Source organism: Streptomyces sindenensis (genome assembly GCF_014649035.1).
GTDB classification, from domain to species: Bacteria; Actinomycetota; Actinomycetes; order Streptomycetales; family Streptomycetaceae; genus Streptomyces; species Streptomyces sindenensis.
The window spans coordinates 1-20,231 of record NZ_BMSG01000001.1; the positions used below are offsets into that span (position 1 = coordinate 1).

Consider the following 20,231-nt stretch of genomic DNA (forward strand, 5'->3'; position numbering starts at 1 on the left):
TGCGTCCGTACTGGTCATGGTCACGGTCAACTCCCTGGGGCGAGGCGATGGGTGCGGACCCGGGGGTCCGGGCGGCGACTGCCGCCCGGACCCCCGGGGTGACTGGGATCAGCGCCAGCGGCTGACCTCGACGTTCTCCAGCACTCCGAGGGCGTCCGGTACCAGGATGGCGGCGGAGTAGTACGCCGTCACGAGGTAGGAGATGATCGCCTGCTCGTCGATCCCCATGAAGCGCACCGAGAGGCTCGGTTCGATCTCGTCGGGGATGCCGGTCTGCTGGAGGCCGATGACGCCCTGCTCGGCCTCGCCGGTCCTCATGCAGATGATGGAGGTGGTACGGGCGTCGGTGACGGGGATCTTGTTGGACGGGAAGATCGGCACCCCGCGCCAGGCGGGCACGTGGTGACCTCCGATGTCAACGCTCTCCGGGACGAGCCCCCGCCGGCTGCACTCACGGCCGAAGGCGGCGATGGCCTTCGGGTGGGCGAGGAAGAGCTTCGATCCGCGGCGGCGGGAGAGCAGTTCGTCCATGTCGTCCGGGCTGGGCACCCCGTCGTGCGGCTGGATCCGCTGCCCGTAGTCGCAGTTGTTGAGAAGTCCGAACTCCCTGTTGTTGATCAGCTCGTGCTCCTGGCGCTCGCGCAGCGCCTCGACCGTGAGCCGCAACTGCTGCTCGGTCTGGTTCATCGGCTGGTTGTAGAGGTCGGCGACCCTGCTGTGGACCTTCAGCACGGTCTGGGCGACGCTCAGTTCGTACTCGCGGGGCGCCGCGTCGTAGTCGACGAAGGTGTGCGGGACGACCGCCTCGCCGACGTGACCGGCGGAGAGGTCGATCGCCGCCTCGCCGTAGTGGTTGGTCCGCTGTTCGGGGATCGAGAGCAGTCCGGCGAGATGGCCCCGCAGGGATTCGGCGCGCTCCGCGAGGTTGTACACATCGGCCCGGCTCAGGGTGAGGAGCGTGCACGGGGTGAGCGCGCGGGCCGTGTACTCCCAGACGGCATCGCCGTCGATCAGGCTCTGGTCGCCGAAGTACGCGCCGTCGGCGAGGACGCCGAGCTCCGTCTCGTCCCCGTAGAGGCCGGAGCCGATCTTCTCGATCTTGCCGTGCGCCAGGAAATAGACCCGGTCCGCCGCTTCCCCCGAGGCGGCGAGCACCTCCCCCGCGTCCACGTCCCGCTGCTCGCACCTGCGGGCGAGCTCGGCGAGGACCTCCTCGTCCCCGAAGTTGCGCAGAGCGGGCAGCTCCCCCAGCTCCGCGGGGATCACGGCCACCCGGTCCCCGGTCTGGACGAAGGTCACCCGGCCGTCACCGACCGCATAGCTGAGCCGACGGTTCACCCGGTACGTACCGCCCTGTACCTGCACCCACGGCAGCATCTTCAGCAGCCACCGCGAGGTGATCTCCTGCATCTGCGGCGCGGATTTGGTGGTCGTCGCGAGGTTCCGCGCAGCTGCCGTCCCCAGACTCTGCTGCGGCGGTGCCTGCGTGTCGCGAACCTCTTCACCAACGGACATCTGACGTCCTCTCGATCATGGGCTGACCTGCGAGGAAAAGACTTTCAGCAGGAGGGGCGGGACCGCCATTACACAAAAGAGTGTGACTAATCCACCTTCAGGCGGGGCACGTTGAGCCCCGCCGCCGAACCACCTCTTTAATTTGCATCTGCTGTGCAATTTATCTACGCTGCCCCCATGCGGTTGACGAGATTCACGGACGTGGCACTCCGCGTCCTCATGCGGCTCGCCGTGGCCGAGGACTCGGAGGCGCCGACCACCCGCGAGGTGGCGGCCGCCATGCGGGTCCCGTACACCCATGCCGCGAAGGTCGTCGCCCGCCTCCAGCACCTCGGCCTGCTCGACGCCCGGCGCGGCCGGGGCGGCGGACTCACCCTGACCCCGGCCGGCCGCTCCGCGTCGATCGGCTCGCTGGTGCGGGAGCTGGAGGGTCCGGAGGAGGTCGTCGAGTGCGAGGGCGACACCCCCTGCCCCCTCCGCTCCGCCTGCCGGCTGCGCGGGGCCCTGCGGGGAGCCCAGGAGGCCTTCTACGCCGCACTGGACCCGATCACCGTTCCCGACCTCGTCGCCTCCCCCACCGGCCCGCTCCTGCTCGGCATCGGCAGCGGGCCGCCACCCGACTGACCCACCCCGGACCCACCCCCTCGGACACGTCCGCCCGCCGGGGCCGATTCCTCCTGCCCTTAAATACGCATCCAACATTCCAATACAAGGAGCCTCCATGCTCTCCGACCGGTCCACCGCCACCGTCCGCGCCACCCTTCCCGCCGTCGGCGCGGCCATCGGGGACATCGCCGACCTCTTCTACGAGAAGCTCTTCGCCGCCCACCCCGAGCTGCTGCGGGACCTGTTCAACCGCGGCAACCAGGCCTCCGGCGATCAGCGCAGAGCCCTGGCCGGATCCATCGCCGCGTTCGCGACCGCGCTGGTCGAGCAGCCCGGCACCCGGCCCGACGTGATGCTGGACCGGATCGCCCACAAGCACGCCTCGCTCGGGGTGACCCCGGAGCAGTACGAGGTGGTGCACACCCATCTGTTCGCGGCCATCGCCGACGTCCTGGGCGACGCGGTCACCCCGGAGGTCGCCGCCGCCTGGGACGAGGTCTACTGGCTGATGGCGAACGCCCTCATCGCCATCGAGGAACGCCTCTACGCCCAGCAGGGAGTCGCGGCGGGAGACGTGTGGCGGGAATGGGAGGTCGCCGCCCGGGCCGAGGAGACCGAGGACGTCGCCACGTTCCTGCTGCGTCCCGCCGAGGACACTCCCGCGCCCGCCTTCCGGCCCGGCCAGTACGTCTCCGTCCAGGTCGAACTCGCGGACGGTGCCCGCCAGGTGCGCCAGTACAGCCTCTCCGGCGCCCCCGGCTCCGGGCTCCGGTCGATCACCGTGAAGCGCGTGCGCGGCCAGGGTTCGCCCGACGGCGAGGTCTCCCGGCACCTGCACGAGCACACCCGCGTGGGCGACGTGCTGCGCGTCTCCGCCCCCTACGGGGACCTGGTGCTCGACCACCTGGACGCGCCCTTGCTGCTGGCCTCGGCGGGCATCGGCTGCACCCCGATGCTGTCGATGCTGGAGCACCTCGCCCAGGAGGGCCACCAGGGCCCGGTCACCGTCGTGCACGGCGACCGCTCACCGGCCGACCACGCCCTGCGCACCGACCACATACGGCTGACGGAGAAGCTCCCGGACGCCGAGGCGCACTTCTGGTACGAGGTCCCGGAGGCCGGACATCCGGCGAACCGCACCGGCCTCGTCGACCTGGCCGGCATCACCGTACGACCGGGAACGCACGCCTATCTGTGCGGCCCGCTCCCCTTCATGCGGGCCGTCCGGGCCCAGCTGCTGGAGGCGGGGGTCCGGCCGGCCGACGTCCACTACGAGGTGTTCGGCCCGGACCTCTGGCTGGCCGCTTCCTGAAACGCGGCGGACACGGCGGGCGGGCGACAATGGCGGGGTGACCAGCCCGCCCCCCGGCCCGCCCCGCCTCGACGCCCTCCTCCGCCCCCGGCTCCCCTCCCCCTTGCAGGAGGTCCACGACGAGGGCTTCGCCCGCCACGGGGTGCGGCTCTTCCTGAAGCGGGACGATCTGGTCCACCCCGATCTGCCGGGCAACAAGTGGCGCAAACTCGCCCTCAATCTGGAGGCCGCCGCCGGGCGGACCGTGCTCACGTTCGGCGGCGCGTACTCCAACCACCTCCGGGCCACCGCGGCGGCCGGGCGGCTGCTGGGCTTCGGGACCGTCGGTGTCGTCCGCGGCGACGAGCTGGCGCACCGGCCGCTCAACCCCTCGCTGTCCCGGTGCGCGGCCGACGGGATGCGGCTGCACTTCGTGGACCGTACGACGTACCGGGCGAAGGCCTCCCCCGAGGTCCTGGAGGGGCTGCTGAGCCGGTTCGGGGATGTGGTGGTCGTCCCGGAGGGCGGCAGCAACGCCCTGGCCGCACAGGGCTGTACGGCGCTGGGGCGCGAGTTGGCCGGAGAGGTCGATGTGGCGGCCGTGGCCTGTGGGACCGGCGGCACCCTGGCCGGGCTCGCCGCCGGGCTGGATCCCGGGCAGCGGGCGCTGGGCGTGCCGGTGGTCGGCGGGGGCTTCCTGGCCGGGGAGGTGGCGCGGCTCCAGCACGAGGCGTTCGGCGGCCCGGCCGGGGACTGGTCGCTGGAGGAGCGCTTCACCTTCGGCGGCTACGCCCGTACGACCCCGGAGCTGGACGCCTTCGCCGACGGCTTCGAGGAGCGGCACGGGCTGCCCGTGGAGCGCGTCTACGTCGCCAAGCTGCTGTTCGCGCTGACCGCACTGGCCGGCGAGGGGGCGTTCGCGCGGGGCAGCCGGGTGGCCGCCGTGATCACCGGCACCCCGGACGTGCCGCTTCAGGAACCGTCCGGCTCCCGGTAGGCGGCCGCTTCTTCCAGGTCCAGTCGGCGCAGCAGCGTACGCATCATCTCGTCGTCGATCCGCCGCTCGTCCCGGAGCCGGACGAAGACCGCGCGTTCGGCCCCGATCATCTCCCGTGAGAGCCGCCGGTAGGTGTCGTCCGCCGATTCCCCGGTGACCGGGTCGGCGACGCCCAGCCGCTCCCAGACGGCGTTGCGGCGGCGCTCCAGCACACTGCGCAGCCGGTCGGCCAGCGGTGGCGGGAGACGGTTGTGCGGGTCGTCGAGCAGTTCCCGCAGCCGGGCCTCCGCCGCCTCTGACGCCTCACTCTGCGCCTGCGCCTCGATGAGCGTGACGGCCTGCGGGTCGCGGTGCGGCAGCTTCAGCACGCGGACGAGCACGGGCAGGGTCAGGCCCTGGATCACCAGCGTCCCGATGACGGTGGTGAAGGTCAGGAACAGCACCAGGCTGCGGGCCGGGAACGGTTCGCCGTCCTGCGTGACCAGCGGGATGGAGAAGGCGACGGCGAGCGAGACGACCCCGCGCATCCCGGCCCAGCCCACGATGAGCGGTGCCGTCCAGTCCGTGCCGGGCTCGCGCTCCCGAACGCGCCGGGAGAGCCACCGGGGCAGATAGGTGGCCGGGTAGACCCAGACGAAGCGGACCACGACGACGGCCACGAAGACCGCGACCGCGTAGCCGATGGCTTCCTGGACACCGAACGGGCCGAGCTCCTTCAGGACGAACGGCAACTGGAGGCCGATCAGGGCGAACACCGCGGACTCCAGGATGAACGCCACCATCTTCCAGACGGCCGCTTCCTGAAGACGCGTGGCGAAGTCGACCTGCCACAAACGGTGGCCCAGATAGAGGGCGACGACGACCACGGCCAGGACACCGGAGGCGTGCACCCGCTCGGCCGCCGCGTACGCCACGAAGGGGATCAGGAGAGACAGCGTGTTCTGGAGGAGCGCCTCCTTGAGGTGGGTGCGCAGCCAGTGCAGCGGGACCATCAGCACCAGCCCGACGCCGACCCCGCCGATCGCGGCGAGCAGGAACTCGCCGATTCCGGCGCCCCAGCTCATCCCCTCCCCCACCGCCGCGGCCAGCGCCACCCGGAAGGCGGTGATCGCCGTGGCGTCGTTCACCAGGGACTCGCCCTGGAGGATCGTGGTCACCCGGGCGGGCAGCCCGACCCGGCGGGCGATCGCGGCGGCCGTCACGGCGTCCGGCGGGGCGACGACCGCCCCCAGGACCAGCGCGGCGGTCAGCGGCAGGTCCGGGATGATCCGGTGTGCCAGCCAGCCCACCGCCACGGTGGCGAAGAGGGTGTAGCCCACGGAGAGCAGGGCGACCGGCCGGATGTTGGCCCGCAGATCCAGGTAGGAGCTGTCCAGGGCCGCGGTGTGGAGCAGCGGCGGAAGCAGCAACGGGAGGACGACATGGGCGTCCAGGTGGTACGTCGGAACGCCCGGCAGATAGCCGGCCACCAGCCCCGCGGCGACGAGCACGAGCGGGGCGGGCACCGGGGTGCGGCGGGCGACGCCGGCCACCGCGGCACTCGCGGCGACCAGGGCGATCAGCGGCAGCGCGTCCATCCCACCGGCCTCCATCCGTCGTAACCTGCCCAGCATGAGCCAGTGTGCGCACGTAGCGGAACTGCCACGCCCCGAGCCCGTGCCGCTCGGTGAGACGTGTCCCGAGTGCCTGGAGGCGGGCACCCACCCGGTGCATCTGCGGCTCTGTCTGACCTGCGGGCACGTCGGCTGCTGCGATTCGTCGCCGCTGCGGCACGCCACCGGACACTTCCGGGCGACCGGTCACCCCGTGATGCGGAGCTTCGAACCGGGCGAGAGCTGGCGCTGGTGCTTCGAGGACGGTTCGATCGTCTGACGCCTGGGTACGTCAATGCGGCGCCGGTTCTTCGTAATTGGACGCCGCAGACCCCTAGCCACTTTCCGTACTCATGGAGTTACCATGAGTGACGGACGCGGTGTGGGGTCCGTACGACACGGCATCATGGATCCGATAACGTCGCCGAGCCGAAGAACCGTCGACGGACCGCATGGCTCCGGGCCCTTTCCCGGAACCTCGAAAGAGTTTGTGCCACCTTGGAGGTGAGGGTGTCCCAGATCGCAGGCGAGCCCGGGAATCAGGACTTCGTGGAAGTCCGGCTGCCCGCTGCGGGTGCCTACCTGTCGGTGCTGCGAACGGCCACGGCCGGTCTCGCAGCGCGTTTGGACTTCACTCTCGACGAGATCGAGGACCTTCGCATCGCGGTCGACGAGGCCTGCGCGATCCTGCTCCAGCAGGCCGTGCCGGGCTCCGTCCTCAGCTGCGTCTTCCGTCTCGTCGACGACTCCCTCGAAGTGACGGTGTCGGCGCCCACCACCGACGGCCGGGCGCCCGAGCGCGACACCTTCGCCTGGACGGTGCTCTCCGCACTGGCCGGCAAGGTCGACTCCACGGTCGCGGACGACCGTACGGTCAGCATCAGCCTCTACAAACAGCGCGGCGCGGGCCCCGGGCCGGCGTGAGCGACGGGAACGGGGACGGTCCTGTGCGGGACGAGACGATCCGATCCGGGGTGGTGCGCCCAGCAGGCATCCCGGAGCAACAGGCCCGGCCGCATCCGGAGCACGGAGCGGACGGGCCCGAGGGCTTCGACGTCGCGGTGGAGCAGCAGTCGCAGGCAGAGCGGGCGGGCCAGATGAGCGAGCACGGGCACCACGATCCACACGACCGCAGCGGGGCCCGGGCCCTGTTCTTCGAGCTGCGGGAGCTGCCCGACGGTTCCCCGGAGAAGGCCGAGCTGCGCAACCGGCTGGTGCGCATGCATCTGCCGCTGGTGGAGCATCTGGCCCGCCGGTTCCGCAATCGCGGCGAGCCGCTGGACGACCTGACGCAGGTCGCGACGATCGGGCTGATCAAGTCCGTGGACCGGTTCGACCCGGACCGGGGGGTGGAGTTCTCGACGTACGCCACCCCCACGGTCGTCGGCGAGATCAAGCGTCACTTCCGGGACAAGGGCTGGGCGGTGCGGGTGCCGCGCCGCCTCCAGGAGCTGCGTCTTTCGCTCACCACGGCCACCGCGGAGCTCTCCCAACAGCACGGCCGTTCGCCGACCGTGCACGAGCTGGCGGAGCGGCTCGGCATCTCCGAGGAGGAGGTGCTGGAGGGCCTGGAGTCGGCCAACGCGTACAGCACGCTCTCGCTGGACGTGCCGGACACGGACGACGAGTCGCCGGCCGTGGCGGACACGCTGGGCTCGGAGGACGAGGCGCTGGAGGGCGTGGAGTACCGGGAGTCGCTCAAGCCGCTCCTGGAGGACCTGCCGCCGCGCGAGAAGCGGATCCTGCTGCTGCGCTTCTTCGGGAACATGACCCAGTCGCAGATCGCCCAGGAGGTCGGCATCTCCCAGATGCACGTCTCGCGGCTGCTGGCCCGCACCCTGGCGCAGCTCCGCGAGCGACTGCTCGTCGAGGAGTGAGCCGAGCGGTGACGAGCGGGGCCGGGAGGCTCAGGCGTCGGGGGTCACCCTCGGCCCCCGACGGATGCCCAGGTCCTGGGTGGTCGCCGGGTTCAGGACGAGCACGAGGCCGGTGACGGCGACCACCGCGAGCACGATCCCGGTGGGGATCAGCGCGCCCTGCGAGCGCAGCAGCGTCCAGGCCACCGGCAGCGCCATGATCTGGGTGATCAGCGCGGGTCCCCGGCTCCAGCTGCGCAGCAGCAGCAGCCCGCGGGCGGCGATCAGCGGGATGGCGCCGAGCGCGACCAGGGTGATCCCGACCGTCTCCGCCTGCTGCGTGCTCTCCAGCTTCCCGAGCAGCCCCATGACCAGCAGGTAGATCCCGCCGACGGCGAGAGCCACGCCTTCGAGGGCGTTGACCCCGGCGAGGACGGTGATCCTGGTCGGGCGCTCCGCGGTGGAGGAGGGCGGCGTGGACGGTGTCTGCTGAGTGCTCACGCCTTTCAGGTTGGCATCCCCGGCGCCCGGAAGTGAAGCCGGGGTGTGCGGGGGCCGTACCCGTTCGGCGGTGGACCGGGGCGGGGCGTCACGCTCCGTCACCGCCCCGGAGCGCAGTGAACCGGGCTTCGGTCTCGAACCGCCCGGTAGGTAGGCTGGCCGTCATGCGCGCACTCCTCGTGGTCAATCCAGCTGCTACCACCACCAGTGCCCGCACCCGTGACGTGCTCATCCACGCGCTGGCCAGCGAGATGAAGCTGGAGGCGGTGACCACGGAGTACCGGGGGCACGCACGGGATCTGGGACGGCGGGCCGCGGACAGCGACGACATCGATCTGGTGGTCGCCCTCGGCGGCGACGGCACGGTGAACGAGGTCGTGAACGGGCTGCTGCACCAGGGTCCGGACGTGGACAACCTCCCGAAGCTCGCCGTGGTCCCCGGCGGGTCCACGAACGTCTTCGCGCGTGCCCTGGGGCTGCCGAACGACGCGGTGGAGGCGACCGGCGCGATCCTGGACGCCCTGGAGAACCGGACCGAACGCACGGTTGGTCTGGGCCTGGCCGCCGGCACCCCGGGGACCGAGGACGAATCCGTTCCCGAACGCTGGTTCACCTTCTGCGCCGGGCTCGGGTTCGATGCCGGAGTCGTCGGCCGGGTCGAACAGAAACGCGAGGGCGGCAAGCGTTCGACGCACGCCCTGTACGTACGCCAGGTGGTGCGGCAGTTCCTGAACGAGGCCCACCGCAGACACGGGACGATCACGCTCGACGTGCCCGGCCAGGACCCGGTGACCGACCTCGCGCTCTCCATAATCTGCAACACCGCCCCCTGGACCTACCTGGGCAATCGTCCGGTCTACGCCTCGCCGAAGGCCTCCTTCGACACCGCGCTGGACGTCCTCGGACTGAAGCGTCTGTCCACTCCGGCGGTGGCCCTGTACGGCACCCAGCTGCTCACTTCGAGCCCCGAGAAGGGGCCCCGCGGGAAGCATGCCGTTTCACGCCATGACCTCACGGACTTCACCTTGCATTCAAAGGTCCCACTGCCCTTCCAGATGGACGGTGACCACCTGGGACTGCGTACGAGCGTGACGTTCACAGGCGTACGCCGTGCACTGCGTGTGATTGTGTGAGTGGAAGGGCCGAAAGTCCTTTAACTCGAACGTTTGGACTGGGTCCCACCCCCAAGAAGTGCGCCTGTGACCTAGTCGACACCGAGGAATCAAAAAAAACTTTCCAGAAGGGGTTGTATCCGTCGCCGAGGTTTGGGAATCTCTTCATGGCGATCGGGACGGCCCGCAACACCGGCCTCCACTGAGAGCCAGAACCCCTCCTCACCATCACAGACCACACCCAGTTCATCTGGGGGTCGGCCCGTCATCTGCGGGGGGATTCGTGAAAGCGTTCACATTCACAAGCACCAGCGTGTAATACCAAGGAGAGGTAGCAGCCATGGACTGGCGTCACAACGCCGTTTGTCGTGAGGAAGACCCCGAGCTGTTCTTCCCCATCGGCAACACCGGTCCTGCGCTGCTGCAGATCGAGGAAGCCAAGGCTGTCTGCCGCCGCTGCCCCGTCATGGAGCAGTGCCTGCAGTGGGCGCTCGAGTCCGGTCAGGACTCCGGCGTCTGGGGTGGCCTCAGCGAGGACGAGCGCCGCGCGATGAAGCGCCGCGCCGCTCGCAACCGGGCGCGTAACGCCAGCGCCTGAGCGACCCCCCGCACCAAGCCTCAGCCCGGCGGCGCGTACAGAGCGTACGCACAGCCCCGCCTTCGAGTCGCAGCGCGCAGTATCCCGAAGCGCATCGCAACGTGAGCATCACGGAGCGGGCCCGGACCGTCACCACGGTCCGGGCCCGCTCTGCTGTGTGCGCCCGGCGTCGCGCGTGTTCGGCGTTGCGCGTACGCGGCTACTTGAGGCCCTGCACCGGAAGGTCCAGCACCACCTGGGTGCCGCGCTCGGGGGCCGGGACCATACCGAACGTGCCGCCCAACTCCCCCTCCACCAGGGTCCGTACGATCTGGAGCCCGAGGTTGCCGGCCTGCTTCGGGTCGAACCCCTCGGGCAGGCCGCGCCCGTCGTCGGTGACGGTGATCAGCAACCGCCCCTCGGTGGGCGATCCGCCGCGCACGGCGGAGACCTCGACCGTGCCGTGGTCGGCCAGGGCGAAGGCGTGCTCCAGGGCGTTCTGGAGCACCTCGGTCAGGACCATGGACAGCGGGGTGGCGACCTCGGCGTCGAGGATGCCGAAGCGCCCGGTGCGGCGGCAGGTCACCTTGCCCGGGGAGATCTCCGACACCATCGCGATGACCCGGTCGGCGATCTCGTCGAACTCCACCCGCTCGTCCAGATTCTGGGACAGCGTCTCATGGACGATGGCGATCGAACCGACGCGCCGGACCGCCTCGTTGAGGGCCTCGCGGCCCTGCGCGGAGTCCATCCGGCGGGACTGGAGACGCAACAGGGCGGCCACCGTCTGGAGGTTGTTCTTCACCCGGTGGTGAATCTCCCGGATGGTCGCGTCCTTGGTGATCAACTCGCGCTCGCGGCGGCGCAGTTCGGTGACGTCCCGGAGGAGGACCAGGGACCCGATCCGGACGCCCTTGGGCTTGAGCGGGATGGCCCGCAGCTGGATCACCCCGCCCGCGCACTCCACCTCGAACTCGCGGGGCGCGTAACCGCTGGCCACCTTGACCAGGGCCTCGTCCACCGGCCCCCGCGACGGGGCCAGTTCGGCGGTGACGGTGCCGAGGTGCTGGCCGACCAGGTCGGAGGCGAGGCCGAGGCGGTGGTAGGCGGAGAGGCCGTTGGGGCTGGCGTACTGGACGATCCCGTCGGCGTCGAGCCGGATCAGGCCGTCGCCCACGCGCGGGGAGGCGTCCATGTCGACCTGCTGGCCGGGGAAGGGGAAGGACCCGGCGGCGATCATCTGGGCCAGGTCGGAGGCGGACTGGAGGTAGGTGAGCTCCAGCCGGGAGGGGGTGCGCACGGTGAGCAGGTTGGTGTTCCGGGCGATCACGCCGAGGACCCGGCCGTCACGGCGTACGGGGATGGACTCGACCCGTACGGGCACCTCCTCACGCCACTCCGGGTCACCCTCGCGCACGATCCGGCCCTCGTCCAGGGCCGCGTCGAGCAGCGGGCGGCGACCGCGCGGCACCAGGTGGCCGACCATGTCGTCCTGGTAGGAGGTGGGCCCGGTGTTGGGCCGCATCTGGGCGACGGAGACGTACCGCGTGCCGTCGCGGGTGGGCACCCACAGCACGAGGTCGGCGAAGGACAGGTCGGAGAGCAGCTGCCACTCCGAGACCAGCAGATGGAGCCACTCGAGGTCGGTGTCGCTCAGAGCGGTGTGCTGGCGGACGAGGTCGTTCATGGAGGGCACGTGGGGAGCGTACCCGGGGATACCGCAGGCGTTCGAACCGCCGGGGCCGGTGAGCCGTGCAGGTCTACGGGGTATGGCGATGGACAGGGGCGGCGGCCGGGCCGAGAATGTCGTGCACACGGATGGACACGGGTATTGGTCTAGTCCACAATGTTCATCAAGACCTCCGCTCTCCCCGCACAGGAGAGCGGACCGAGGCACCCGGCGCTCTCTGCCCTGACCGCGCCGGTGCCTCCAGTGGCCGGGGGCACCGCACACCGCCGGCCAGGTAGCTCCGGGCTGCGGTGCCGGATGGGCTGAGGGTCCCATCCCGGCGCCGCGGCCCGCGGGTGTTTCCGGGGCCGCACCGGCACGGCCCTCAGCGGGTCTCGGTGACCTTCGCCAGGGCGCGGGGCGCGTCCGGGTCCTGGCCCCGGGCGATCGTCACCTCGTACGCCAGCATCTGCAGCGGCAGGATCTCCAGGACCGGCTGCAACTCCTCCGGGACGCCCGCCGTGGGCAGCGAGAAGCCGGCCGACGCCGCCTCCACCTGGGCCTTCGGGCCGACCACGAAGAGATCCGCGCCGCGCCCGCGCAGCCGGTCCAGCACCGGCTGGAGCGCCTCGCCGCCCCGGCCGTCGGTGACCACGGCGATCACCGGGGAGATGTTGTCGACCATCGCCAGCGGTCCGTGCAGCAGATCCGCGCCGGAGTAGGAGAGAGCGGGGATGTAGCTGGTCTCCATGAGCTTCAGGGCCGCTTCCTTGGCCGTCGGATAGCCGTAGCCGCGCGAGGTGATCACCATGCGTTCGGCGAAGCGGTAGCGGGCGGCCAGCGCCCTGACCTCGGCCCGGCGGCCCAGGATCGCGCCCGCGAGGTCGGGCAGCCCCGCGGCGGCGTCGGTGCCGTCGCGGCCGCCCAGGCCCTCCACGAAGAGGTACAGGGAGAGCAGGGAGGCGGTGTACGTCTTGGTGGCCGGGAGCGCCTTCTCCGGGCCCGCCAGGATGTCGATGTGGTACTCGGAGACGGCGGCGAGCGCGGAGTCCGGGTTGTTGGTGACGGCGAGGGTGACGGCCCCGGCCTCCCGGGCGGCCCTCGTGGAGGCCACCAGGTCCGGTGAGCCGCCCGACTGGCTGACGGTGACCACCAGGACGTCCCGCAGGTCCGGCTTGGCCCCGTACGCCGTCGTGGTGGACATCGAGGCGAGGCCGCAGGGCAGGCCGAGGCGGATCTCCAGCAGGTACTTCGCGTACAGGGCCGCGTTGTCGGAGGTCCCGCGCGCGGTGAGCAGCACGAACCGGGGCTTGCGGGCGGCGATCTCCGCGGCGACCTCGCGGATGCGGGGCGCGCCCCGGTCGAGGATGCGGCGCAGCATCGCGGGCTGCTCGGCCATCTCGCCGGACATGATGCGGCCGGGCCGGTCGCCCTGGCCGCCCGGGTCGGCCGGGTCGGCCGGAAAGGTGGCGGACATGTGGAGACCTCCCTGTGCTGTCGGCTGCGGTGTCGCCGTACCGGACAAGTCGACCAGGCAATTCCGCGGGCCGCCAGCGGGCCGGGACGGGAGGGGGCGCCGGTGCGTGGACTCTTCTCCGTACGGCTGCCCGATTCTGCTAAATTGGAGTTTGATTGGTCTATACCACCTCCTCCCCTAGTCAGATCGGCAGGCACAGCGTGGAAGTTGTCATCGTCCCGGACGCCACGGCAGGCGGCGAACTGATCGCGGAGGCCATCGCCGCGCTGCTCCGCCGCAAGCCCGACGCCCTGCTCGGCGTTGCCACCGGCTCGACCCCGCTGCCCATCTACCGCGCGCTCGCCTCGAAGGTCGCCTCCGGCGCGGTCGACGCCTCGCGCGCCCGGATCTGCCAGCTCGACGAGTACGTCGGGCTGCCCGCGGGCCACCCGGAGTCGTACCGCTCCGTGGTGCTGCGCGAGGTCGTCGAGCCGCTCGGGCTCTCCGAGGCGTCCTTCATGGGCCCCGACGGCTCGGCCGAGGACGTCCAGGCGGCCTGCGAGGCGTACGACCGGGCGCTGGCGGAGGCGGGCGGCGTCGACCTCCAGCTGCTGGGCATCGGCACGGACGGGCACATCGGCTTCAACGAGCCGTGCTCCTCGCTCGCCTCGCGCACCCGGATCAAGACGCTGACCGAGCAGACGCGGGTGGACAACGCGCGCTTCTTCGACGACGACATCGAGCAGGTGCCGCACCACGTGATCACCCAGGGCATCGGGACGATCCTGGACGCCCGGCATCCGATCCTGCTGGCCACCGGCGAGGGCAAGGCGGAGGCCGTCGCCCAGACGGTGGAGGGGCCGGTCGCCTCGATCGTGCCGGCGTCGGCACTCCAGCTGCACCCGCACGCGACGGTGGTGGTGGACGAGGCGGCGGCGTCGAAGCTGAAGCTGGCGGACTACTTCCGGGCCACGTATGCGGCGAAGCCGGGGTGGCAGGGGCTGTAGGGCTTCGCCCCCCGCCCCCTTGCTCCTGTACGGCTCAGGGCCGGGACGCCGTTGCGGTGTCCCGGCCCTTTGCCGTGTGGTGCGGTGTGCGGTGTGCTGAAGGGTGCAGCCCGTCCGGCGGGAGGCTCTGTCCTCAATCGCCGGACGGGCTGGACAGGGCCGGTGTCAGGACTTCGTGCCGGTCAGCGCTTCCGCCGCTGCCTGGCCGCAGACCCTCGCCGCGCCGTGGGTGGCCACGTACAGGGCGCCCCTCGGGTCCGACTGGGGCAGGCCCATCTCGACCACCACCGTGTCCGGGCGGGCCGCCAGCAGGGCGTCGAGCGCCGCGCCCATCCAGGCGTACCGGTGCTCGTCGCGGACCACGGCGACGATGCGCCGCTCCCCCGCCGCCGCCAGGATCGCGTCCGCCGGTGCGGAGGCGTCGGCTGTGTAGGCGTCCGTGCCGGTACCGGGCAGGATCCGCTCCAGCTCGGCGGCGATGCCCCACGGGGTCTCGTCGCCGACCGCGATGTTGGCCTCCGCGCTGAACGAGGCCACGTACGCCGCCTCGGTCAGCCGGTCGCCGGAGCCGGTCACCCGGACCGCGCGGCGGGCGGCGATCAGACCGATGTCGGAACTGACTCCGGTGCCGGGCGCGGTCCCCTCCTGCACTGCCGCGCCCGACTCCCGGATGTCCCCCCGAACCCTCTGCGTCCAGGACGCCAGGGCTCGTACACGGGCGGCCGCGTCGGCGAGCCGCTCCTCGGTCAGTTCCCCGGCGCGCACGGCTGCGACGAGGGCGTCGCGCAGCCGCAGCACCGTCTCCTCGTCGGCCAGGCCGCCGCCCACACAGATGGCGTCGGCACCCGCCGCGAGGGCGAGGACGGACCCGCGCTCGATTCCGTACGCACCGGCGATGGCGTCCATCTCCACGGCGTCCGTGACGATCAGGCCGTCGTAGCCCAGCTCCTGGCGCAGCAGACCGGTCAGGATCTGCGGGCTCAGGGTCGCCGGGCGGTCCGGATCGAGTGCGGGAAGCAGGATATGCGCGCTCATCACCGATTTGGAACCCGCGGCGATGGCCGCCCGGAAAGGCACCAGCTCACGGGCGTGCAGGGTGTCGAGGTCCACATCGATGCGGGGCATCGCGAGGTGCGAGTCGACCGCGGTGTCGCCGTGTCCGGGGAAGTGCTTGGTGCAGGCGGCGACGCCGGCGGCCTGGAGCCCCTCGATGTACGCGGCGGTGTGCCGGGCGGCGAGCCGGGTGTCGGCGCCGAAGGAGCGTACGCCGATGACCGGGTTGCCCGGGTTGGAGTTGACGTCGGCGGACGGCGCCCAGTTGAGGTTGACGCCGCACTCGGCGAGCCGGCGGCCGAGCTCCTGGGCGACGGACCGGGTGAGGTGGACGTCGTCCACCGAGCCCAGTGCGAAGTTGCCGGGGAACGAGGAACCGTGCGTGACCTCCAGCCGGGTCACGTCACCGCCCTCCTCGTCGATGGCGACGAGGACGTCGTCCCGCTCGGCGCGCAGCCGCGCGGTGAGGGCGGTGAGCTGCTCGGGCGAGGTGATGTTGCGGCCGAACAGGCCCACGGAGGCGAGGCCCTCACCGACGCGGCGCAGCAGCCAGTCCGGTGCGGTGGTACCGGTGAATCCGGGCTGGAGCACGGCGAGCGCGTCGCGCGTCACGGTGTCGGTGGTGGAAACGAGGGTGGTCATGGGCCCGCACTATCCCTTCACGGCGCCGGAAGTCAGGCCTGCGGCCATCTTCTTCTGGATGATCATGAAGAACACGACGACGGGGATGGCGATCATGGTCGATGCGGCCATGAGGGCGCCGTAGTCCGTTCCGCGCTCGGTCGTGAACGTCATCAGCCAGACGTTCAGCGTGTACTTGGAGTTGTCGTTGATCAGGATGTACGCGAAGAGGTACTCGTTCCACGCGTTCACGAGGGCGAAGATCGACGCGGCGGCGAGCCCGGGGGCGAGCAGCGGGAAGATCACCCGGCGGAAGGCCTGGAAGCGGGTGCAGCCGTCCACCATCGCGGACTCCTCCAGCTCCACCGGGATGTTCACGACGAAGCCGCGGATCATGATGGTGGCGAAGGGCAGCGTGGAGACGAGGTAGACGACGATCAGGCCCCAGTACTCGTCGACGCCGCCCATCGCGTTGAGCTGGGCGTAGATGGGGATGAGCATCGCCGTCGGCGGCAGCATCTGGACCAGGATCATGATCAGGACCAGGGCCTTGCGGCCGAAGAACCGGAACCGGCCGATCGCCAGGGCCGCCAGGGTCGCGATGATCATGCCGCCGACCACCGCGGTGACCGCGACGATCAGGCTGGACTGGATGGCGGTGGTGAAGTTCGGCTGCTCGGTGGCCCGGACGAAGTTGTCGAAGGTGATCGACGTGGGCCAGAGCGTCTGGTCGTAGCTGCGGATCTCCCGGTTGGGCCGCAGGGCGCTGATGACCAGCCAGTAGACCGGGAAGACCATGACCAGGGCGATGCCGAGGCCGAGCAGGTCGAAGTGGAGCCGGGTCTTCTTGCGGTCGGGCCGCAGCGCCTGTGTCGTCTGGGTCGTGCTGCTCATTCGACCTCTCCCGTCTTCATGAGCTGGCGCAGGTAGTACACGGCCACGCCGGACAGCAGCAGCACCGTGATCAGAGCGATGGCGGAGCCCTGGCTGAAGGATGTGGACTCGAACGCCTTGGAGTAGGAGTAGAGGCCGAGGGTCTCGTACTCCGGCTCGGGCTTGTTGCCGCGCAGCAGCCAGATCTGGCCGAAGACGTTGAAGTCCCAGATCACCGAGAGGGTGGTGACCATGACGAAGACCGGCTTGATGACCGGCCAGGTGACGAACTTGTAGATGCCGTAGGCGCTGGCACCGTCGAGGGCGGCGGCCTCCTCCAGCTCCTGGGGGACCTGGGTGAGGGCGGCGTACAGGGTGACGACGACGAACGGGATGGCGCCCCAGACGACCAGCAGCGTGATGATGCCGAAGCCCTGGACGGGGTTGAGGTACCAGTTGTGTCCGAGCCAGTCCTCGCCGGCCACCTTGGCGATCAGGGTGTTGATGAGGCCGTAGTCGGAGTCGGCCATGAAGCGGAAGATCGAGGCGGCGACCATCAGCGGCATCGACCAGGCGGCGATGAGGCAGGCGGTGAGCACCAGCCGGACCCAGGTGGTGAGCTTGCGCATGAGCAGGGCGACCAACAGCCCGATGCCCATCGTCAGCGTCACGCAGATCGCCATGAAGACGACCGTGCGGAAGGTCACCCACCAGAACTCGGGGTCGCCGAGGATGTTGGTGAACTGCTCGAAACCGACCCAGGGGGCCGGCTCTCCGGACCACAGTTCGCGGCGGCCCATGTCCTGGAAGGACATGACCACGGTCTTGCCGAGGGGGTAGAGGTAGACGGCGGCGATCGCCACGATCGCCGGGAGGATCAGGAAGTAGGGAAGGAGCTCGCCCTTCTTCCGCTTCCTCTTCTGTACCCGGGGCGCGTCGTCGTCGGGGGACGACTTGCCGATCGCCTGCGGGTCGGGTGGTACGGGGACCGGCGGCCCGGCGGCCTTGGTATCAGCGGCAGACACGTGGCTGACCTTCCATCGCGGGTCCGGGGCGGGCCCCGGAATTCACGGCGTACTTTTGCGGGAAAGGCGCGGGGGCCCGGCACAGTGCCGGGCCCCCGCCTGGCGATCGGAAGGTCAGGATTCCTTGTTGATCAGCTCGTTGATCTTCTCGTCGGCCTTCTTGCTGGCGTCGGCGACGGAGGCGCCCTTGACGATCTCCAGGAGCATGTTCTGGAGGATCTCCTCCTTCTCCACGGAGGCCCAGCCCGGCGCGATCGGCGTGAACCAGGCGTCCGGCACCGCGTTGGCGATGGCGGCGGTCTCCGGCTTGGCCTTCAGCGGCTCAAGCTGCTTCTCGTTGTTGGGGAGGATGTTCTTCGACGCGAGGACCTCCATGGACTTCGCGTTGGTGAAGAGGGAGATCCACTCCTCGCCGAGGTCCTGGATCTTGGACTTGGAGATGGTCGCGAGGTCCGAGCCGCCGATGAAGGACGGGAGGGCCTTGCCCTCGGGGCCGGGCATACCGGCCGTGGCGATCTTGCCCTCGAGCTTCGGGTTGCCGTTCTCGCCCGTGGTGACGCTGCCGGCCTCCCAGGCCTGGCCGTAGATCACGGCGGCCTTCTCGTTGGCCATGACGTTGGCGTGGTCCTGCTCGTCCTTCGTCACGTCGGCCTTGTTGTACTTCTTGACCAGGTCGACAAAGTGCTGGAGGCCCTTCTGCGCCTCCGGGGTGGACAGGGCGGCCTTCCACTCCTTGCTGCCCTCGTCGTACGTGGCTATCTGGCCACCGTAGGCGGCGACGTAGGACATCGCGGCGTACCAGTAGCGGCCCGGGTAGTAGAGGGAGGAGGCGCGCTTGTCCTTCTTGCCCAGCTCGGCGTCGACCTTGTCCATCGCGGCGAGGAACTCGTCCTCGGTCTGCGGGAGGACGTCGCTGCCGGTGCCGGCCTTCAGCATGTCCTTGTTGTACACGGCCAGACGGGCGCTGGCGTAGTAAGGAACGCAGTAGGTCTTGCCCTCGAAGGAGCACGTGTCCTTCAGACCCTTGATCCAGGTGTCCGAGTTCTCGTACTTCTTGGGGTCGATTTCTCCGAGCGCACCGTTGAGGATGTACTGCATGGTCTCGGTGTTGCCGAGTTCGACGACGTCCGGGAATTTGTCGCCACCGAGGGAGGTGTCCAGCTTCTTGACCTTGTCGGCCCACTGCTGGTACTGAACCTGGACCTTGACGCCCGGGTACTTCTTGTTGAACTCGGCGTTGACGTCCTTGACCAGCTCCGGCCAGGTGGACTGGGCCTCGCCCATGAGCCAGACGGTCAGGGTTTCCTTGCGGTCCTTCGGGTCGGCGGACGAATTCTTGTCGTCCGAACCACACGCCGCGACCGAAACCAACATGCCCGCGACACCGATCGCCGCGATGAGCTTGCGCTTCACGTCAAACCCTCCTCAGGGATGCTGCAACCCCACCCACCGCGAAGACATTCGACGAGTTCTGCTGGGGCTGGACCTGGTCTTTAATGGTTTAGACCAGTACCGGGAGCTTGGCCTAGACCTTTAGGGGTGTCAAGGGTGTATAAGAAGTGCACTCGCGTCCGTTATAGGACCGACACCTAAGGGAGGGCGACGACCCGTGACCGGACCGTGCCACCATGTGAGCCGCGACAGACGGAGGAGCCGGTGACGGCAGCAACGCAAGCGTCGGGAAGGCGGGCCATGAGTGCCGACGGGGGCAGTACGGGGAGCGAGACCGGTACGGGTACGCGCACGGCGCGCGTACCGAAGTACTACCGGCTCAAGCGGCATCTCCTCGATATGACGGACACCTTGCCGCCGGGCACCCCGGTGCCGCCCGAACGCACCCTGGCCGCCGAGTTCGACACCTCGCGCACCACCGTGCGCCAGGCCCTCCAGGAACTGGTCGTCGAGGGCCGGCTGGAACGCATCCAGGGCAAGGGCACCTTCGTCGCCAAGCCGAAGGTCTCCCAGGCCCTCCAGCTCACCTCGTACACCGAGGACATGCGCGCCCAGGGGCTGGAACCGACATCCCAGCTACTGGACATCGGCTATGTCACGGCGGACGACACCCTCGCCGGTCTGCTGGACATCTCGACGGGCGGCCGGGTGCTGCGCATCGAGCGGCTCCGGCTCGCCAGCGGCGAACCGATGGCGATCGAGACCACGCACCTTTCGGCCAAACGCTTCCCCGCGCTGCGCCGTTCGCTGGTGAAGTACACCTCGCTCTACACCGCGCTCGCCGAGGTGTACGACGTCCGCCTCGCCGAGGCGGAGGAGACCATCGAGACCTCGCTCGCCACGCCCCGGGAAGCGGGGCTGCTGGGCACCGATGTGGGCCTGCCGATGCTCATGCTGTCCCGCCATTCGGTGGACGGCCGGGGCGAACCGGTGGAGTGGGTGCGCTCGGTGTACCGGGGCGACCGCTACAAGTTCGTGGCGCGCCTGAAGCGTCCGACGGACTGAGCGCCGAAGGCGACGGCAGCACG

General features: G+C 70.2%; 19 protein-coding genes. 10 read left to right on the forward strand and 9 right to left on the reverse strand.

Annotated features, from left to right (window positions below; genetic code table 11):
• Nucleotides 1-108 precede the first annotated feature (108 nt).
• Entirely contained in the window at nucleotides 109-1,515 is a 1,407-nt protein-coding gene (locus IE145_RS00005; RefSeq protein WP_189517571.1) for a family 2B encapsulin nanocompartment shell protein, read from the reverse strand.
• 177 nt (nucleotides 1,516-1,692) lie between these two features.
• On the opposite strand from IE145_RS00005, the gene IE145_RS00010 reads away from it, so the two are divergent.
• The 3 genes from IE145_RS00010 to IE145_RS00020 all read left to right on the forward strand — a co-directional run bounded on the left by IE145_RS00010 (nucleotide 1,693) and on the right by IE145_RS00020 (nucleotide 4,409).
• Nucleotides 1,693-2,139, forward strand: coding sequence for an RrF2 family transcriptional regulator (locus IE145_RS00010; RefSeq protein ID WP_189517573.1), 447 nt, complete (start codon nucleotides 1,693-1,695; stop codon nucleotides 2,137-2,139).
• Between the two features lie 97 nt (nucleotides 2,140-2,236).
• Nucleotides 2,237-3,433, forward strand: coding sequence for a globin domain-containing protein (locus tag IE145_RS00015; RefSeq protein WP_189517575.1), 1,197 nt, complete (start codon nucleotides 2,237-2,239; stop codon nucleotides 3,431-3,433).
• Between the two features lie 37 nt (nucleotides 3,434-3,470).
• Nucleotides 3,471-4,409 carry a 1-aminocyclopropane-1-carboxylate deaminase/D-cysteine desulfhydrase gene (locus tag IE145_RS00020; protein ID WP_189517578.1) on the forward strand — a complete coding sequence of 313 codons (939 nt, stop codon included), beginning with the start codon at nucleotides 3,471-3,473 and terminating at the stop codon, nucleotides 4,407-4,409.
• Here the strand turns inward: IE145_RS00020 and IE145_RS00025 are convergent.
• Nucleotides 4,385-5,986 carry a Na+/H+ antiporter gene (locus tag IE145_RS00025; protein WP_189517581.1) on the reverse strand — a complete coding sequence of 534 codons (1,602 nt, stop codon included), beginning with the start codon at nucleotides 5,984-5,986 and terminating at the stop codon, nucleotides 4,385-4,387. The two genes, IE145_RS00020 and IE145_RS00025, sit on opposite strands and share 25 nt — an antisense overlap.
• A gap of 34 nt (nucleotides 5,987-6,020) precedes the next feature.
• On the opposite strand from IE145_RS00025, the gene IE145_RS00030 reads away from it, so the two are divergent.
• The 3 genes from IE145_RS00030 (at nucleotide 6,021) to IE145_RS00040 (ending at nucleotide 7,878) form a co-directional block, all read left to right on the forward strand.
• Complete coding sequence (locus tag IE145_RS00030) at nucleotides 6,021-6,281, forward strand: UBP-type zinc finger domain-containing protein (protein ID WP_189517584.1); 261 nt, start codon at nucleotides 6,021-6,023, stop codon at nucleotides 6,279-6,281.
• A gap of 230 nt (nucleotides 6,282-6,511) precedes the next feature.
• Nucleotides 6,512-6,925, forward strand: coding sequence for an ATP-binding protein (locus tag IE145_RS00035; RefSeq protein WP_003966375.1), 414 nt, complete (start codon nucleotides 6,512-6,514; stop codon nucleotides 6,923-6,925).
• Nucleotides 6,922-7,878, forward strand: a complete 957-nt coding sequence (locus IE145_RS00040; protein WP_373296552.1) for an RNA polymerase sigma factor SigF — start codon at nucleotides 6,922-6,924, stop codon at nucleotides 7,876-7,878. Before IE145_RS00035 ends, IE145_RS00040 begins: the two co-directional genes overlap by 4 nt.
• A gap of 30 nt (nucleotides 7,879-7,908) precedes the next feature.
• Here the strand turns inward: IE145_RS00040 and IE145_RS00045 are convergent, their stop codons facing one another.
• Nucleotides 7,909-8,358 (reverse strand): hypothetical protein, encoded by a 450-nt coding sequence (locus tag IE145_RS00045; protein ID WP_189517590.1) that lies wholly within the window; start codon nucleotides 8,356-8,358, stop codon nucleotides 7,909-7,911.
• Between the two features lie 164 nt (nucleotides 8,359-8,522).
• Between IE145_RS00045 and IE145_RS00050 the strand changes: the two genes are divergently transcribed.
• Together IE145_RS00050 and IE145_RS00055 are read left to right on the forward strand one after the other, a co-directional pair.
• Nucleotides 8,523-9,491 carry a diacylglycerol/lipid kinase family protein gene (locus IE145_RS00050; protein WP_189517593.1) on the forward strand — a complete coding sequence of 323 codons (969 nt, stop codon included), beginning with the start codon at nucleotides 8,523-8,525 and terminating at the stop codon, nucleotides 9,489-9,491.
• A 319-nt stretch (nucleotides 9,492-9,810) separates the two neighbouring features.
• Nucleotides 9,811-10,068: a WhiB family transcriptional regulator gene (locus IE145_RS00055; RefSeq protein ID WP_003953983.1), complete on the forward strand. Its 258-nt coding sequence runs from the start codon at nucleotides 9,811-9,813 to the stop codon at nucleotides 10,066-10,068.
• A gap of 199 nt (nucleotides 10,069-10,267) precedes the next feature.
• Here IE145_RS00055 and IE145_RS00060 read toward each other — a convergent pair whose 3' ends face one another.
• Together IE145_RS00060 and IE145_RS00065 are read right to left on the reverse strand one after the other, a co-directional pair.
• Nucleotides 10,268-11,734, reverse strand: a complete 1,467-nt coding sequence (locus IE145_RS00060) for a sensor histidine kinase (protein WP_189518545.1) — start codon at nucleotides 11,732-11,734, stop codon at nucleotides 10,268-10,270.
• A gap of 367 nt (nucleotides 11,735-12,101) precedes the next feature.
• Complete coding sequence (locus tag IE145_RS00065; RefSeq protein ID WP_189517597.1) at nucleotides 12,102-13,193, reverse strand: SIS domain-containing protein; 1,092 nt, start codon at nucleotides 13,191-13,193, stop codon at nucleotides 12,102-12,104.
• Between the two features lie 200 nt (nucleotides 13,194-13,393).
• Here IE145_RS00065 and nagB point away from each other — a divergent pair, with 200 nt between their 5' ends.
• Entirely contained in the window at nucleotides 13,394-14,179 is a 786-nt protein-coding gene (gene nagB / locus IE145_RS00070) for a glucosamine-6-phosphate deaminase (RefSeq protein WP_097991286.1), read from the forward strand.
• Nucleotides 14,180-14,344: 165 nt separating this feature from the next.
• Here the strand turns inward: nagB and IE145_RS00075 are convergent, their stop codons facing one another.
• The 4 genes from IE145_RS00075 to IE145_RS00090 all read right to left on the reverse strand — a co-directional run bounded on the left by IE145_RS00075 (nucleotide 14,345) and on the right by IE145_RS00090 (nucleotide 19,164).
• Nucleotides 14,345-15,874, reverse strand: coding sequence for a glycoside hydrolase family 3 protein (locus IE145_RS00075; RefSeq protein WP_189517600.1), 1,530 nt, complete (start codon nucleotides 15,872-15,874; stop codon nucleotides 14,345-14,347).
• A 9-nt stretch (nucleotides 15,875-15,883) separates the two neighbouring features.
• Nucleotides 15,884-16,747: a carbohydrate ABC transporter permease gene (locus IE145_RS00080; RefSeq protein WP_189517603.1), complete on the reverse strand. Its 864-nt coding sequence runs from the start codon at nucleotides 16,745-16,747 to the stop codon at nucleotides 15,884-15,886.
• Entirely contained in the window at nucleotides 16,744-17,751 is a 1,008-nt protein-coding gene (locus IE145_RS00085) for a carbohydrate ABC transporter permease (protein ID WP_189517606.1), read from the reverse strand. Before IE145_RS00085 ends, IE145_RS00080 begins: the two co-directional genes overlap by 4 nt.
• A gap of 114 nt (nucleotides 17,752-17,865) precedes the next feature.
• Nucleotides 17,866-19,164, reverse strand: a complete 1,299-nt coding sequence (locus IE145_RS00090; RefSeq protein WP_189517609.1) for a sugar ABC transporter substrate-binding protein — start codon at nucleotides 19,162-19,164, stop codon at nucleotides 17,866-17,868.
• A 279-nt stretch (nucleotides 19,165-19,443) separates the two neighbouring features.
• Between IE145_RS00090 and IE145_RS00095 the strand changes: the two genes are divergently transcribed.
• Nucleotides 19,444-20,208, forward strand: a complete 765-nt coding sequence (locus tag IE145_RS00095; protein WP_189517612.1) for a GntR family transcriptional regulator — start codon at nucleotides 19,444-19,446, stop codon at nucleotides 20,206-20,208.
• Nucleotides 20,209-20,231 lie beyond the last annotated feature (23 nt).

Bases quoted from the DNA above. Each gene is read 5' to 3' on its own strand.
- IE145_RS00005 (WP_189517571.1), bottom strand. From the start codon at position 1,515: ATGTCCGTTGGTGAAGAGGTTCGCGACACGCAGGCACCGCCGCAGCAG.
- IE145_RS00010 (WP_189517573.1), top strand. From the start codon at position 1,693: ATGCGGTTGACGAGATTCACGGACGTGGCACTCCGCGTCCTCATGCGG.
- IE145_RS00015 (WP_189517575.1), top strand. From the start codon at position 2,237: ATGCTCTCCGACCGGTCCACCGCCACCGTCCGCGCCACCCTTCCCGCC.
- IE145_RS00025 (WP_189517581.1), bottom strand. From the start codon at position 5,986: ATGGACGCGCTGCCGCTGATCGCCCTGGTCGCCGCGAGTGCCGCGGTG.
- IE145_RS00030 (WP_189517584.1), top strand. From the start codon at position 6,021: ATGAGCCAGTGTGCGCACGTAGCGGAACTGCCACGCCCCGAGCCCGTG.
- IE145_RS00050 (WP_189517593.1), top strand. From the start codon at position 8,523: ATGCGCGCACTCCTCGTGGTCAATCCAGCTGCTACCACCACCAGTGCC.
- IE145_RS00055 (WP_003953983.1), top strand. From the start codon at position 9,811: ATGGACTGGCGTCACAACGCCGTTTGTCGTGAGGAAGACCCCGAGCTG.
- IE145_RS00060 (WP_189518545.1), bottom strand. From the start codon at position 11,734: ATGAACGACCTCGTCCGCCAGCACACCGCTCTGAGCGACACCGACCTC.
- IE145_RS00065 (WP_189517597.1), bottom strand. From the start codon at position 13,193: ATGTCCGCCACCTTTCCGGCCGACCCGGCCGACCCGGGCGGCCAGGGC.
- IE145_RS00075 (WP_189517600.1), bottom strand. From the start codon at position 15,874: ATGACCACCCTCGTTTCCACCACCGACACCGTGACGCGCGACGCGCTC.
- IE145_RS00080 (WP_189517603.1), bottom strand. From the start codon at position 16,747: ATGAGCAGCACGACCCAGACGACACAGGCGCTGCGGCCCGACCGCAAG.
- IE145_RS00095 (WP_189517612.1), top strand. From the start codon at position 19,444: ATGAGTGCCGACGGGGGCAGTACGGGGAGCGAGACCGGTACGGGTACG.